The sequence below is a fragment of the Paenibacillus sp. J22P59 genome (genome assembly GCF_059383895.1).
Genome location: NZ_JBXENX010000021.1, coordinates 44,214 through 58,400 on the forward strand (window position 1 = coordinate 44,214; position 14,187 = coordinate 58,400).

A 14,187-nucleotide genomic window follows, 5' to 3' on the forward strand; every position below is an offset into this window, starting at 1 on the left:
TTTAAATAGACAATCATAGAATAATAGAGTGAAAGGGGGTTCGTTCATGCCGATACACACAACGGGTACCAGCCTTCCGCAGCTGCGATCATTCCTTAACCGCGCCGAGCTATCCTGGTTCACCGTCTTCGACTCTGCACGTAACGGAACAGTCATTCGAATACGAGGAACTGAATACTCGCAGCTGCCTCTTCGCTTCAGCACACGTGCCAAAGTGTTAGCTTATTTCAAACGATTCTGGAGCTGCCGTATTAGCAAAACCTTGTTCTGCAATCTGAAACCTGTCGCTTATAAAGGGCGTCTATATGTCATCGTTGGTGACCCGGGTCCTGTACCCCTTCAGATTGTTTCCTTGGTGATCCGAAGGGAGACAACCAAGGATTTGCTTGTAAGAGCTTCTCTGTCTGGAAGCTCGGACGGCAATGTAATCGTAAACTACCGTATTCGCAAGCATCCGTCAGGTAAACTGACCATCACGAAGCGAATATCCAAGTTTCAAGATTACAGATATCAGCCATGCACTTTATAAAGCTGCTCATAGCCTGCTCTCGCCTCTTTCCTGTCCTCCCCCTTCGTCGTATAATGAAGTAGAGATTTGATTCTAAGGAGGAACTCCCCCATGGCAATGAGCAAAGCAAAAAAAGCACGGCAAAAGCTTGAAAAGCAAGGCTTGCTGAATCCCGCAAAATTGCGAGGAAGCTGGCAAGGCATCAACCCTGCTGAACGTACTACACCCGCCTTACGAGAAAAGCTTCATAAACTCCATAACAAACACAAAAGGAATCACGCTTCAATCAGCGATGATTCCTTTTTGTTTGCAACAGGGCAGCATTTATATATGAGTTGGACGTTTCTGAACCAACGTTTTCTCCTTATTCCGCATCGGAGTGTTTCATAATACTTTGTACGACTGCCTGAGGCGGATTGCTAAGCATCGTATAGGGAGCTGTCAAGTATTCCTTGCTAAGAATATAATCCCCTTTGTCCAATCCTGAACCGCAACCGGCGACCACTCCCAAGCCCATAATGATCAGCGCAACAACTGGTAACCATCTTCGCAATGCGCTCCCCCGCTTCAACCCATCTTTTACTTAAATTTCCGCCAATCCTGCTTATTATTGTCCAGCAAGTAGGCCATATCATTCTCCAGCCTTTTTTGCTCCTGCTTCTTAGCTTCCTCCGCCTTGCGAGCCGCTTCCTGTTGCCTATTAGCTTCCTCTGCCTTGAGCTCATCAGACTGCAGCTTCAGCTTGTTGATCACATCTGCGCTTAGCAGATCCTTTAGTGTCGGAGCTTTGTCCTCACGCCCCTTTGTGGTGGATTGGTTGTGAGCGTTTTTCTTTTTCGCCATTGTAATCACCTCGACTCATTCGTTATCTTCTATTATACCACTTCCACTTCATTTACCGAATCAATCGACATCTTTCTTTGGCTTTAGTCTCCTAATATGTTACCATGGATTGAATTACCACCACTATTGTGTAAACCCAAAGGAGGTCTTCACCCATGGCAAGCCAGACTGGCTCCATCGTACAGCAATCCTTGAACGTTCTAATGGAAGACAATAGTTTTTTACCGCATTTGCAAACGCAGAGCCGAGAGCAAGCCTTCCTGTCGCTTGGAGCAATATTATCGACACCTAACCGTGTACATAAAGCTTTTCTGCGTGTACCTCTCGATAATGGTAACGTCGTACGCATACCTGCCTATCGCATTCAACATAATGATACACTTGGCCCCTACAAAGGCGGCATCCGGTTCCACGAATCGGTGAATGAAGAAGAAGTAACGAATCTTGCTGCTCTCATGACGCTTAAGAATGCCCTGCATGAAGTACCCTTCGGCGGCGGCAAGGGCGGAGTAGTCATTAACCCGCGGAATCATTCAGCCAAAGAATTATATCTCATTTGCAAAAAATACGTGCAATACTTCAGCGATGTGCTCGGACCCGACAAGGATATTCCGGCACCTGATATGGGTACCGGCGAACGTGAGATGGACTGGATGATGGCTGAATTCAAGAGCATACATCCCGGTCAGCCTTATCTGGGCAGCTTCACGGGCAAGAGCGTCATTAATGGCGGGTCTCTGGGCCGCCGGGAAGCAACCGGCAAAGGCGTCTACTTCACCTTCCGCTATCTCTTCCATGATTTTCTCAAGCAGCAAGCGGATTGGTTGTCGGGCAGTGAGAATCCTTATGCGCAATCAGCACTTAATCATGTAGACAAGCCGCTTACGATCGCTGTGCAAGGCTTCGGCAACGTGGGGTCCATCGCTGCTCTAGAAGCTTATAAGTGCTCCTTCCTGCACAATAAAGTGGTTGCCGTGAGTGATCGCAATGTAACCTTATATAATCCGGATGGCCTGCCGATACCGGCACTCATTGAATACGCTGCGGCCAATCAGGGAGATCTTCCCGCTACGGAAGCTGATCTGACGGTGCTTGGAATAAAAGCAGTTTTGCTTGATCGCACGGATGTCCTCTACCTGAATGTAGACGTTCTCCTGCTGGCTGCTCTGGAAGAGCAGATCCATCAAGGCAATGTAGAGCAAGTACAAGCACGAATTATTGTTGAAGGTGCGAATGCTCCTGTCACAGGCGAGGCCGATCAGATTCTTTCCTCCAAAGGCGTCATTATCATTCCCGATATCTTGGCGAATGCAGGCGGTGTAATTGTCTCTTACTTCGAGTGGCTGCAAGGACGCGAGACACAATTCTATACGGAAGATCAGATTTACACCATGCTGTTCAACAAAATGCAGGAAACCTTGAATTCGCTGCTTCCTTCCTTTTTCGGCAATAGTTATCCGCTTCGCCAGACCTGCTACAGCCATGCTGTGTTGAAGCTGTCTACCGTATTGTACAAGCAAGGCAAGCTATACTAACTAATCAAGTAAGTATGAATAACAAAGGGCTGTAGAACGGGATCATCATCCTCGTTCTACAGCCCTTTTCTTCTCTGCTACTCCTCTGATAAAAACTTAATTTGCTGCAAATTATGCTGAATCTCTTCCTGCAGAAATTTGATTTTACTGTAAAACGGATGAAGCTGCCCCTCGACTCGATCAATACCGCTGTCCTCCAGGCTAGCTACGTATACCCGCTTCCCGATTTCCTTGTACTGCTGATCGATCTCGCCCAGCTTATTATGATTTTGCAATTTCAGCCGATTGATCTCGACGACAGTCTTCGCTTTATGACCCGCTTCGGCCATACCGGCCTTTACCTTATCCATGAAGCTCATGTTGGTCATCCTCTCTTATTCATCCTGCTGTCTTGAATGTGAACGACTTTCTAGAAGCTTCCCTGCTCTTGGAATCGTATACGATGACCTCTAGCTTGTGGCTGCCGGCTTTCAGTTTATTCGGATTTAGCGAGAAAGAATACGGATACTGCTGCTTCGTCAATACCGCAGTGCCATCCAGCTTCACGAGTACCTTACTAATATACGGATCATAGGTCTTGACCCATACAATTCCTGTTGAAGCTTTGCCAATCGTTCCTTGGTTGGCAAACTTGGCTACCTGCTTGCCATATCCTGTAGATGAGCCAGACGACTGAACCACCTTCTTCAAGTAGTAGGGATCTGCGATTAGCTTACTGTATGCGCTAAGAACACTCTTATTCTCCGTTAGGCTGAAATTATTCAAGCTTCTGTCTGCGCTGTGAGAATCGGTTAGCGTATTCAAGCTGAACCAATTGATTGCTTTGAGCCTAGGATACTTTAGCTTCGCTCCATGATACATCATGTTCATCTTCGTAATCGCAAAGTTGACCGTAGAGGTGTTGCCTGCCTTGCTGAAATGAGTAGCCCCATACTCACTGACCATAATCGGCTTACGCGCTGAATAGGTCTTATACACATAATCAAGAGAGTCCAGCGGATTAACCTGATCAGCAGGGCTTTTCACATCTCCATTAAAGAACTTTACGCTATAAATGCTGAGGCCTACCCAATCCACCCAATTGTCGCCCGGATAATAATCCTTAATCTTCTGCTTGGGGTTCGCAGCGGGAGACCATACCATCGCTACGTTCGGCGCATACTCCTTCATCACTTTCGATACAAGTCGGAATTTCTCAATATACAGCTTCGGATTGCCATTCCACTTCACCCAGCTGCCGTTCATCTCTGATGCAAACCTTAGAAATACCGGAACCCCGGCCGCTTGTGCATCCTTGGCGAACTTGCGGAGATATGCATCATCCTTAACCGCACTAAGGCCTTGCTCCGGCTGTACGGCCAGTTGAATAGCGCCTCCCGCTTCTTTCACCTGCTGCGCCCAGTGATAAGGAAAAGGACTGCCGTATTTGTGATAAGTGAAGTACACGGCATGCTGCTTCCCGGTCAATTTATTAAAGGCATTGAATTTCTCATCCTTTAGTTTCTCGACACCACTATCTTTGTCGACAAAAGCACCAATGTACATCCCGCTTGCCGGCTCGAACTTCGCCAGCTTGCTGCCGCCAGTGTTCGATCCGCCTTGTCCGTCCTTCTCCAGATACAGCTCAATCTGCGTATTCAGCGCATCTGCTTTGGCCAGCACCGCATAATACGTATTCAAGTCCCCGGACTTCTGCCCAAGAGCCAAATGTATCTTCGCTTCGCGATAATACGTATCCGCCGCCTTCTGGAATTGCTTGTCCTGCTGATAGGCTTCCGCTAGCTTCCGCAAGTAGCCCGCCTGCTCGGACTGCTTAACTGCCTGTTCGAATTCATAGATCGCTTGCTTGATCTGGCCCTTCTTCATATAACTGACGCCTTTGTTATAATGTGTCCAATGATGAGTAGCTGCCGCTTCTACAGGTGCAGGAATACCGGCTGGTATCGAGAGAGCCGTTATTAGCAGCATAGTAAATAGAATACGAATGCTCCATCCATTAGTTGTTTTCTTATTCATCTTCGTTCCTCCTCTAGTGGTCAAAAGCTTCTTGTTCGCCTATCTATATTACTATGATTTGCCAAGTAAGTTGCGCTCGTCCTCCTCTACGGCCTTCTCTTAGCTTTCGATAGGACAATTAAAAGACTCCTATGCTAGATATAATCCAGCATAAGAGCCTCTACATGATGCTTATTCAGATGGCTGTTCTATTTCTGCACCCACTCGTTCACATCAAAATCATTATCCGCCAGTTTTTCTTGGACTAAAAAGTTTTTGGTACCTTCCAGCAGCTTCAATCCTTCATCCGTGAAAGCAACATCCTTGATCGAAGAGATTGGCGAAGCTTGCTTCGCCAGCTCTGGTGTTGTCTTCTGAATTTTGGCAACCAGCTCATAGTACTCCTCTTCATGCTGCAACAGGTCGGCAAGCGCCTTTTGCCTCGCCTCATTCCATATTCTAGGGAAGTCCGGGAATTTGGCGAGATACTCTTCGGATACGACCGTAGCACTCGTTCCATATAGATCAGGATGCTTCGTTGCATCATCCAATAAGACGAATCCATCCTCCAGCTGCTGCAAGGCATGAACGCCTGTATTCGTAATGGCATCCACTTCGCCTCTGGCAAGCGCCGCTTCTCCATCAGGACGGAGCAAATGTACAAGCTTGTAATCCTTTACCCCTTCCTGCTGCAATAACCCTACCACATAGCGATGCATGAAGGAGCCCTTCTGAATGGCAATTGTCTTGCCCTCTAGCTCCTTAACGGTTTTTATGCCGTCCTTCTTGCCAATTAGATAAGCAATGCCTTGTGTACTCCCCTGTGTAATCAAGCGGGTTTTAGCACCTGAAGAACGTGCCAGGATCGCTGGTGTATCCCCTAAGCTTCCGATATCCAGTCTGCCGCTAATAAGCGCCTCATTCTGGTCAGGGCCGTTCGGGAATGCAGTCAGCTTAATCTCGGTAATGCCATGCTTTTTAAGCTCCTCTTGAATAATTCCTTTATAAAAGCCCCAGCCCTCCGCACCAGTGGGCAGATTCATCTCATTCAATCCAATGTAGCCATAATTCAATACGGCTGGTACAGAAGAAGCGCTGCCGTTAGCCGGAACATTCGCTTTATTATCTCCTTTTTCCGATCCGCATGCTTGGATAATAATCAAAATAAAAACCATTACACTAATAAGACCCCATTGTTTTAAACGTCCTTGCAAGCTATTCTGTCTCATCTCTATTTACCCCTCTCACTTCTGCTATACGTTAGATTATAGATTGGTCCGCAATCCCAACTGATACATATTGTCATGGCTGGCAACTGGCTGTCTGCCGGGACCCCAGCCTACCTTCTCCCGATAACCGCCAAGCAGCGGCTCTACTGCCTCCTCACTGACATGAAGAAGAGCTTCGCTGTCTGGAGCCACATAAAGCGCGTCGACAGGACAATACAGCTCGCACATGAAGCAGGTCTGGCAATCGCTTTGCCTCGCTATAATGGGAATGCCGTCTACGACTCGTTGAAATACGTTGGTTGGGCATACACTCACGCATTGGTTGCAGGCAATACATTTGGACTCGCTGATGACTTCTATCAAGTGGTAACGGCCTCCTTCTGCACGGCTTGTGTCTTCACATACACCTCATCCAATCCTCCGCTGATTAAGCGATACTGCTGCTCGTTGTCCTGAACAGGGAAATCTTCGCGCTTGTGCATTCCCCTAGTCTCGGTACGAGCAAGGGCGGAACGATACATCCATCGTGCAGTAGCAGTCATCGCTGCTGCTTCACGAGCTTTGACTCCTGCTGCATCCAAGCTGATCGCTTGGTCTCGCTGTTCTTTCCACAATCCATCAAGCCGCTCCACCGATTCTGTCAGCCCCTTCTCTGTTCGGAATAAATTCCGATCATATGGAGCCACTTCGTCTTGAATGGCGCGAATATATTCCTCTGCTCTAGATGGTGCCACTGCTTTGCTCGTGAGCGGCGAGGTCGACAGCCCCTGCAGCAGCCTTGAAGAAGTACGCTCACCCAAGGCGAGCGCATATGCGGCAGCCCCTTCCCCCGCAAAAGAACCTGAAGACATCGCCCATGCCGCATTATGGCTCCCTCCTCCAGTAAAGCCTCCGCAGATCAGCTCACGGGTAGCCGCATCTCCAGCTGCATATAGCCCTGGCACTCTTGTCGCACAGTAATCATCGACGATCTGAATACCTCCGGTTCCACGAACCGTGCCTTCCAGGCGCAGCGTCACCGGGAACTTATCCTTGAAGGGATTGATTCCTTGCCTGTCGAACGGGAGGAAGAAATTCGTCTGCCCCGTCCGAAGCAGCGGCTGGATATCCTCCGGTGCCTGGTCTAGGCTCGCATACACTTGACGTCCCTGCAACAAATTGCGGGCAATAACCGATCGGCCCTTCGTTGATCCGGCACCTTCCACAATTGAGCCATCCTCATAATAAAAGCTTGCATAACGATAATACGCCGTCTTCGTCACTGAGGAGAAGGTTGGGGATATGGCGTACGCATTAGAGAACTCCATGCCTGACATTTCGGCCCCAGCCTCTGCTGCCAGCAAATAGCCATCGCCCGTCAATACGTTGCAGCCAAGTGCCCTGCTTAGAAATGCACAGCCGCCAGTAGCGATCACGACGGAGCCGGCATGTACCGTCCACGTACCACCCGTCTGCGTCCTCACACCCTTCGCTCCTCCAACGCCATGTTCGTCTGCCAGCAGCTCCAGTGCTGGACTGTGATCCAATATTTTTACGCCGGACTTCTTAACCAGCTTACGCATGAGGCGCATATATTCAGGTCCTTGCAGTGATCTTCGATATTGGGTTCCGTTGCCGTCATGTGGGAAGGGATAGCCCCATTCCGCGATCTTATTCATGTTGTCATAAGTACGATCGAGCACTCGATCCATCCAGCGATTCTCGGCGAGCTGCCCTCCCATGTGGAATCTGCTCATCTTCGCTTCTTCCCTCAGCTCCTGCTCTGGCTTTACATACCATACACCGGTTCCTGATGGTGCAGTAGCCCCGCTTGAGCCGCAATAGCCTTTGTCAGCAAGAACGACCTTGGCCCCTTTCGCTGCTGCCGTAACAGCTGCCCATGCTCCAGCCGGTCCGCCTCCTATAACAAGTACATCCGCATGGAACTGTATGTCTTCACCCTTTAATTCTGTCACTTTTCATTCCTCCTTCATCTACAATAGCAAACGACTCGCAGCTCACTGCCCATATCCGATGATACCCGCATCTCTATCCTAAGTAGCTGTCCCGCCAGTTCAACCACTTCTTCTCAAGCAGCCTTACGAAGGAATCGAACAGCTTGCCGACAATCGCGAATATGATGACGCCAATGAAGATAAGCTCCGTAACGGAGGTCTGCTTGCCCAGATTAATGATGAAGCCGATGCCGGCTTGAGAGCCGATCAGCTCTGCGACGACAAGCCCAAGCCAAGAAACGGCCAATGAAGTTCTCAACCCCAGCATAATTTGCGGAGAAGCCGCAGGTACGATAAGTCCAGTGATAAGCTTGAACCGATTGAATTCCAGCACCTTCGCCACATCGAATAGCCGATTGTCCACACTGCGTAAGCCCATGAACGTATTAATATACATCGGGAAGAATGCCCCGTTGGCAATAATGAATATTTTCGACGTCTCGCCAAAGCCGAACCACAATATGATCAGCGGTGCCAATGCTAGGTGAGGGACCATCCTTAACATCTGGAAGGTCGGGTCAAGTACATGCTCGGCCGTTCTGGAGAAGCCAACCAGCAGCCCGCATAGGAAGCCGATTCCACCTCCGATGACAAAGCCCAGCAACGCCCGCTGGACGCTGATGGACAAGTGAGAGAACAGATCACCTGACAGCAATAGCTCCTCTGCATGGGCAGCGATCATAGATGGCGTTGGCAGAAAGAACACGGATATCCAGCCAAAAGCCCCTGCAAGCTGCCATAGCAATAAAATCATCAGCGGAATCATTGCCCCGACGATGACGTCATTGCCTCTCCTTCGCCACTGTTCATTCCACAGCTTATTTCTTTTCCGCTGCTGCGTCCCTGTAATACGTGTCTGTACAACCAGATCGACTTGATTGCTCATGCCTCCTGCCCCCTAGCCCTCATAATGATCTCGCCATTTCAATAATCGGTGCTCCAGCATTCGGACGAGGGAGTCAGTCAGCTTACCTACAACGGCGAAAATAATAATGCCGACAAATACGATCGGCGTCTTGTTGAATTGCCTTGCATCTGTCATCAAATAACCGATTCCTGAGGTCGAGGCCATTAACTCAGCTACGACCAGCCCGAGCCAGGACAGGCCAATGGATAGACGAATTCCTAACAATATATTAGGCATAGTAGCCGGAATAATCAGCTTGGTCAACTGCTTCAAGCGGCTGAAGCCAAGCACTTTTGCCACATCAAACAGCTTATTGTCGATATTCCGAATGCCTAGAAAAGAGTAGATATACAAGGGGAAAAAAGCGCCTTTTGCGATTAATAAGATTTTGGATTCTTCTCCAATACCGAACCATAGCACGAATAACGGCACGACAGCCAAGCTCGGCACCATTCGGATCATCTGAATCGTAGGGTCAAGCACCCGTTCTGTTTGCCGGAACATGCCAACCGCAATTCCCATGAGCAGACCGAACACGCCGCCGAGCAAGAAGCCAAGCAATGCGCGAGTTATGCTAATCTGAAAATGCTCCAGCAGCTCTCCCGAGGCTGCCAATCTTCCAAAAGCCTCTGCTATCGCCAGCGGCGGAGGAAACAGCAGTGGAGAAATATAGCCCAGCTGTCCGAATACCTGCCACCCTGCAAGTAAAGTTATGGGCAGTATAGAGCCGAGAACTACAATCTTGGCTTTCGAACTTCTTTTATCCAATACCGCCCCTTCTACAGGTGTCCACATCGCATTTCCTCCTCTCATCCACAAGTTAATCTACAAAAAATGAACAAAAAAAGAGACATCCCCCATTGCTCCTGAGAATGTCTCCGTTCATACGGTCGACTTTTATATAGAATTAATCTTATGTGTTTTATTGGAATTAAAGATATCAATTTTCCTTAACGATGTCAATCTTTTTCTTTATATATCCAATTGCAGCTTAGACAAATAAAAAAGTGCTGGGCCAGGACTCACTCACCTGAAGCACCAACACTTTTCTTCATTGCCAGAAGGCCTTATTCGGCGCTCTAACTAAATCGCCCAATTGCCTTTACGGAATACGGGTACTGCTGTTCCATCAGCAAGAATGCCGTCAATATCCATTTCTGCGGACCCAATCATGAAGTCAACATGGGTAATGCTTGCATTCACGCCACTTGCCTCAAGCTCTTCTGGAGACATTGTCTTCCCGCCTTCGATATTAAAGGCATAGCCGCTGCCAATAGCCAGATGATTCGAAGCATTCTCATCAAACAACGTATTATAGAACAAAATATTTGATTGTGAAATTGGCGACTCATGCGGAACTAAGGCAACCTCGCCCAAATAATGCGAGCCCTCATCTGTATCCACAAGCTTCTGAAGGATCTCTTGGCCTTCTTCTGCCTCCACCTTCACAATCCGCCCATTCTCAAAGGTCAGCTTGAAGCGGTCAATAATATTGCCGCCGTAGCTGAGCGGCTTCGTGCTGGATACATAACCGTTCACGCCTGTTTTCAGAGGCACTGTGAATACTTCTTCCGTAGGCATATTAGCCATGAATGATACATTGTTCTGATTAATGCTGCCCGCAGCCACCCACAGGTGCTTGTCTGCCAGCTCAATCGTCAGATCTGTGCCTGGTGCTGTGTAATGCAGCTTATGAAAATGCTGGTTGTTCAAAATCTCGCCTTTGGAATGAAGCGTGTCATTGTGATCCACCCATGCTTGTACCGGATCTTCCGCATGAAGCCTTACGGCATCGAAGATCGTGTTCCATAAGCGTTCGACTGCCTCTTCCGGCTTCGCCTCCGGGAACACCTTGGCAGCCCATTGTTTGCCTGCCGCTGCGACTACTGTCCAGCTTACTTTATCCGCCTGTGTCGCTCTGCGGAACTCTTTTAGTCCAAGTCCGGCAGCTTTTTGATAATTGGCAATGCGCTCTGAATCGATACCCTTTAGAAGATCCGGGCTGGAGGAGACGATGCTAATAAAGACCGCATTGCGTTCAACGAATGAATTGCGCTTAGCTGTTTCCCATTCTGGATAGTAGTTAAAAATATCGTTCGCAGCCTTTTCATACTTGAGCCGGGACAAGCTTTCATCGACCCAATCGACATGTACATTGCTCGCGCCAGCTTCATAGCCTTTAGCCGCTATAAGCCGCACAAGCTCCGCCATCTCTATTGAGCCTGTAATGAAGACCTCTTGTCCTTGCTGCACGTTGACGCCTGTCTTAATAATTAGTTCTGCATATTTGCTCAGGTTATTCTCTAATTGGTTCGTCATCTCTCTTCTCCTCACTTCTTTTGATTAGTATATACGAGTATGATCTTTCCTATGAATCTGATGGCTAGCAACATATGAAGGTCATTATAACAGGAAAAATAAGCTTATAAAAGTTTCCTGCTATTCCTTTCCAGAATGTAGGCATCTGCTGCTTTTTGCTTGGAAAAATTCGGTTTTCATTTTTCCTGCCTTCAATTTGTGGTATGATGAATAGACGTGTTTTTCACAAATGATCTACGGATGAAGGAGAAACGAAACGATATTATGGTTAAATTAGGTCGAAATGAATTATGCCATTGCAGCAGCGGACTTAAATATAAAAAGTGCTGCCTGCCCAAAGATGAGGAACTAGCAAGACAAGCCGGGAACACCAATGGCAAGCGCGTCTATAATGAAGCGGTGCTGAATCAAATGGTCGACAAGGAAATGGAGTGGGAGCATGCCTCTTACCCAGAGCTTGCTCACCAAGTGATCGACACTATGAAAGCCGATTATAAGTATGACCATATTGCTATGGCGATTATGATCTGGCATGATTACGCGAATAGAACCAAGCCAACGTTCCGCAAGGCCGGAGCGATTTGCGCGGCACTCGAATATATGGTTTGCGAAGTAACCGAGAGAGCATGCACGAAGAATGAGCTGGCCGACAAATATGAGGTGTCCGCTGCCACTGTAACAAAACGTTATCAGGAGCTGTCCGCTTTTCTAATGGAACAGCTTGAGCAGGCTCCTCAGAACGCCGGTTAAGCAATATTTAAGAGGCTGTGCCAATGTCTGCCGACATTGGCACAGCCTCTTTTTCTCCACTTATATGCTACTGCACCTGATCAGCCGGGAATACCAATCCAATTTGTCTTCTTGCTTCGTCCATTATTTCAAGCACCGTAAGCGAGTTGGCAAAAGAATTGACTGGCGATTCGGTCTTTCCTTCTCTAATTAGCTCTGCGAATGATTGAATCTCATACAGCATCGTATTGCTGACCTGAGGCCTTCCAACATCCTCATCTGGCCGTCCATCTCTATACTGAATATGAACAGTGGCCGGTTGGCTAATTCGTTCGATGATCATATTAGCTGCTTCCCCTTGTATCTCGGTAGGCAGATTAGAGCTGGATATCTTGGAGTGCATCAGGATCGCTTCCATCTCGCCATACGTGAGAATAAGGCTGCCTTTGCCATCCACGCCTGATTCCAGCATAATAGCGTTAGCCTTCACGCTGTCAGGCTTTCCGAACAGGACAACCAGCGGATAGATGCAATAGGTACCGATGTCCATTAGAGAGCCATTTGAGAGCTCAGGGAGGAAGGCATTGAGCACTTCTCCTTCTTTATATTTATCATAGCGGGAGGAATATTGGCAGAAGGATGCAAAATAGCTTCTCACTGTTCCAACCTTATGCAGATTATCTTGTATCGCTTCAAAATTAGGAAGCAGCGTCGATTTCATCGCTTCCATGAGCAGAACGCCATGCTCCTTAGCCGCTGCGATCATGCTTCTCAGCTCATTGGCATTAGAAGCAATCGGCTTCTCGCAGAGCACATGCTTCCCGTGCTTCATAAAAGCAATCGCATGCTGAGCATGCAGGGAGTTAGGAGTTGCTATATATACGGCATCGAGCGCATCGCTCTGAGCCATTCTTTCCATATCCGTGAAATAGAGAGGAATTCCATGCTTGGCCGCATATTCAGCAGCACGCTCTTCTGTACGGGAATATACCGCTTGGATGATTACTTCCTCCGCCTGCCTTGCCGCGTCAATAAAGGTTTCTGTAATGAAGTTCGAGCCTATAATACCGATTCGCAACATAGTAAGTTCCTCGCAATCTTTGTAGGTAATAGTTACATAGTAACATACTAGAGTCATCTTGCAAAAAATCAAAAAAAGCCTGCATTGCGTCTTAGACGCAAGTGCAGACTTTGTTTATTGTAGTTGTTATGGTCGGGACGACACGATTTGAACATGCGACCCCCTGGTCCCAAACCAGGTGCTCTACCAAGCTGAGCTACGTCCCGAAATCGAAAAATGGCGTGCCCTAAGAGATTCGAACTCCTGACCTTTTGATTCGTAGTCAAACGCTCTATCCAGCTGAGCTAAGGGCACAAAAAAAAAGAAATGGAGCGGAAGACGGGAATCGAACCCGCGACCCTCGCCTTGGCAAGGCGATGCTCTACCGCTGAGCCACTTCCGCATATGGTGCGGTCGAGAGGACTCGAACCTCCACGGCTGTTACACCACTAGAACCTGAATCTAGCGCGTCTGCCAATTCCGCCACGACCGCATGCATATTGTGTTGTAAAGAATGGTGCCGGCGAGAGGATTCGAACCCCCGACCTACTGATTACAAGTCAGTTGCTCTACCAACTGAGCTACACCGGCATATGAAGTTTAAAAATGGCGGAGCTGACGGGATTCGAACCCGCGGTCTCCTGCGTGACAGGCAGGCATGTTAGGCCTCTACACCACAGCTCCATAATTGGTTGCGAAGACAGGATTTGAACCTGCGACCTTCGGGTTATGAGCCCGACGAGCTACCGGACTGCTCCACCTCGCGAAAGTGTAAATCCTATATGGTGGAGGCTGAGGGGATCGAACCCCCGACCCTCTGCTTGTAAGGCAGATGCTCTCCCAGCTGAGCTAAGCCTCCGAAATATGGTGACCCGTAGGGGATTCGAACCCCTGTTACCTCCGTGAAAGGGAGGTGTCTTAACCCCTTGACCAACGGGCCGTGCAAAGACAGGTTACACCCTGAAAACTGGATGCGAAAGAATATGAAGTCCTTTAAGCTTCGATGTGTTGGTCTACTCTACGAGTAAACCGTAGTAGGATAAGCCCTCGACCGATTAGTATTCGTCA

General features: G+C 48.4%; 15 protein-coding genes and 9 tRNA genes. 4 read left to right on the forward strand and 20 right to left on the reverse strand.

Annotated features, from left to right (window positions below):
* The first annotated feature begins 46 nt into the window (after positions 1–46).
* Entirely contained in the window at positions 47–529 is a 483-nt protein-coding gene (locus AC50YO_RS24505; protein WP_494851111.1) for a DL-endopeptidase inhibitor IseA family protein, read from the forward strand.
* A gap of 90 nt (positions 530–619) precedes the next feature.
* On the forward strand, positions 620–898 hold the full coding sequence (brfA, locus tag AC50YO_RS24510; protein WP_494851113.1) for a ribosome rescue factor BrfA: 279 nt from the start codon (positions 620–622) through the stop codon (positions 896–898).
* On the opposite strand, the gene AC50YO_RS24515 is transcribed toward brfA, so the two are convergent.
* Both AC50YO_RS24515 and AC50YO_RS24520 read right to left on the reverse strand, forming a co-directional pair.
* Complete coding sequence (locus AC50YO_RS24515) at positions 873–1,061, reverse strand: hypothetical protein (protein ID WP_494851114.1); 189 nt, start codon at positions 1,059–1,061, stop codon at positions 873–875. The two genes, brfA and AC50YO_RS24515, sit on opposite strands and share 26 nt — an antisense overlap.
* Positions 1,062–1,087: 26 nt before the next feature.
* Entirely contained in the window at positions 1,088–1,351 is a 264-nt protein-coding gene (locus AC50YO_RS24520; protein ID WP_494851115.1) for a YqkE family protein, read from the reverse strand.
* A gap of 155 nt (positions 1,352–1,506) precedes the next feature.
* On the opposite strand from AC50YO_RS24520, the gene AC50YO_RS24525 reads away from it, so the two are divergent.
* On the forward strand, positions 1,507–2,886 hold the full coding sequence (locus AC50YO_RS24525) for a Glu/Leu/Phe/Val family dehydrogenase (protein ID WP_494851116.1): 1,380 nt from the start codon (positions 1,507–1,509) through the stop codon (positions 2,884–2,886).
* Between the two features lie 77 nt (positions 2,887–2,963).
* Here AC50YO_RS24525 and AC50YO_RS24530 read toward each other — a convergent pair whose 3' ends face one another.
* The 8 genes from AC50YO_RS24530 to AC50YO_RS24565 all read right to left on the reverse strand — a co-directional run bounded on the left by AC50YO_RS24530 (position 2,964) and on the right by AC50YO_RS24565 (position 11,330).
* Positions 2,964–3,254: a hypothetical protein gene (locus tag AC50YO_RS24530; RefSeq protein WP_494851118.1), complete on the reverse strand. Its 291-nt coding sequence runs from the start codon at positions 3,252–3,254 to the stop codon at positions 2,964–2,966.
* A 10-nt stretch (positions 3,255–3,264) separates the two neighbouring features.
* Entirely contained in the window at positions 3,265–4,902 is a 1,638-nt protein-coding gene (locus AC50YO_RS24535) for a glycosyl hydrolase (protein WP_494851119.1), read from the reverse strand.
* A gap of 188 nt (positions 4,903–5,090) precedes the next feature.
* The gene (locus tag AC50YO_RS24540) at positions 5,091–6,110 is read right to left on the reverse strand and encodes an ABC transporter substrate-binding protein (RefSeq protein WP_494851121.1); all 1,020 of its coding nucleotides are present in this window, start codon (positions 6,108–6,110) and stop codon (positions 5,091–5,093) included.
* A 36-nt stretch (positions 6,111–6,146) separates the two neighbouring features.
* Positions 6,147–6,473: a 4Fe-4S binding protein gene (locus AC50YO_RS24545; protein WP_494851123.1), complete on the reverse strand. Its 327-nt coding sequence runs from the start codon at positions 6,471–6,473 to the stop codon at positions 6,147–6,149.
* The gene (locus tag AC50YO_RS24550) at positions 6,470–8,065 is read right to left on the reverse strand and encodes an FAD-dependent oxidoreductase (RefSeq protein ID WP_494851124.1); all 1,596 of its coding nucleotides are present in this window, start codon (positions 8,063–8,065) and stop codon (positions 6,470–6,472) included. Before AC50YO_RS24550 ends, AC50YO_RS24545 begins: the two co-directional genes overlap by 4 nt.
* Positions 8,066–8,138: 73 nt before the next feature.
* Positions 8,139–8,990 (reverse strand): ABC transporter permease, encoded by an 852-nt coding sequence (locus AC50YO_RS24555; protein WP_494851125.1) that lies wholly within the window; start codon positions 8,988–8,990, stop codon positions 8,139–8,141.
* Positions 8,991–9,002: 12 nt separating this feature from the next.
* Positions 9,003–9,806: an ABC transporter permease gene (locus AC50YO_RS24560; RefSeq protein WP_494851126.1), complete on the reverse strand. Its 804-nt coding sequence runs from the start codon at positions 9,804–9,806 to the stop codon at positions 9,003–9,005.
* Positions 9,807–10,094: 288 nt separating this feature from the next.
* Positions 10,095–11,330, reverse strand: a complete 1,236-nt coding sequence (locus AC50YO_RS24565) for an aminopeptidase (protein ID WP_494851128.1) — start codon at positions 11,328–11,330, stop codon at positions 10,095–10,097.
* 240 nt (positions 11,331–11,570) lie between these two features.
* On the opposite strand from AC50YO_RS24565, the gene AC50YO_RS24570 reads away from it, so the two are divergent.
* Entirely contained in the window at positions 11,571–12,080 is a 510-nt protein-coding gene (locus tag AC50YO_RS24570; protein ID WP_494851130.1) for an SEC-C domain-containing protein, read from the forward strand.
* Between the two features lie 67 nt (positions 12,081–12,147).
* On the opposite strand, the gene AC50YO_RS24575 is transcribed toward AC50YO_RS24570, so the two are convergent.
* The 10 genes from AC50YO_RS24575 to AC50YO_RS24620 all read right to left on the reverse strand — a co-directional run bounded on the left by AC50YO_RS24575 (position 12,148) and on the right by AC50YO_RS24620 (position 14,059).
* The gene (locus AC50YO_RS24575; protein ID WP_494851134.1) at positions 12,148–13,140 is read right to left on the reverse strand and encodes a Gfo/Idh/MocA family protein; all 993 of its coding nucleotides are present in this window, start codon (positions 13,138–13,140) and stop codon (positions 12,148–12,150) included.
* Between the two features lie 129 nt (positions 13,141–13,269).
* Positions 13,270–13,346 (reverse strand) — tRNA-Pro (locus AC50YO_RS24580).
* 11 nt (positions 13,347–13,357) lie between these two features.
* Positions 13,358–13,434, reverse strand: a tRNA-Arg gene (locus AC50YO_RS24585).
* A gap of 13 nt (positions 13,435–13,447) precedes the next feature.
* Positions 13,448–13,522: transfer RNA gene (locus AC50YO_RS24590), tRNA-Gly, on the reverse strand.
* Positions 13,523–13,525: 3 nt separating this feature from the next.
* Positions 13,526–13,612, reverse strand: a tRNA-Leu gene (locus AC50YO_RS24595).
* Positions 13,613–13,634: 22 nt separating this feature from the next.
* Positions 13,635–13,710: transfer RNA gene (locus AC50YO_RS24600), tRNA-Thr, on the reverse strand.
* 16 nt (positions 13,711–13,726) lie between these two features.
* A tRNA-Asp gene (locus AC50YO_RS24605) sits at positions 13,727–13,803 on the reverse strand.
* A gap of 5 nt (positions 13,804–13,808) precedes the next feature.
* Positions 13,809–13,885, reverse strand: a tRNA-Met gene (locus AC50YO_RS24610).
* 17 nt (positions 13,886–13,902) lie between these two features.
* Positions 13,903–13,978: transfer RNA gene (locus AC50YO_RS24615), tRNA-Val, on the reverse strand.
* A gap of 6 nt (positions 13,979–13,984) precedes the next feature.
* Positions 13,985–14,059, reverse strand: a tRNA-Glu gene (locus tag AC50YO_RS24620).
* Positions 14,060–14,187 lie beyond the last annotated feature (128 nt).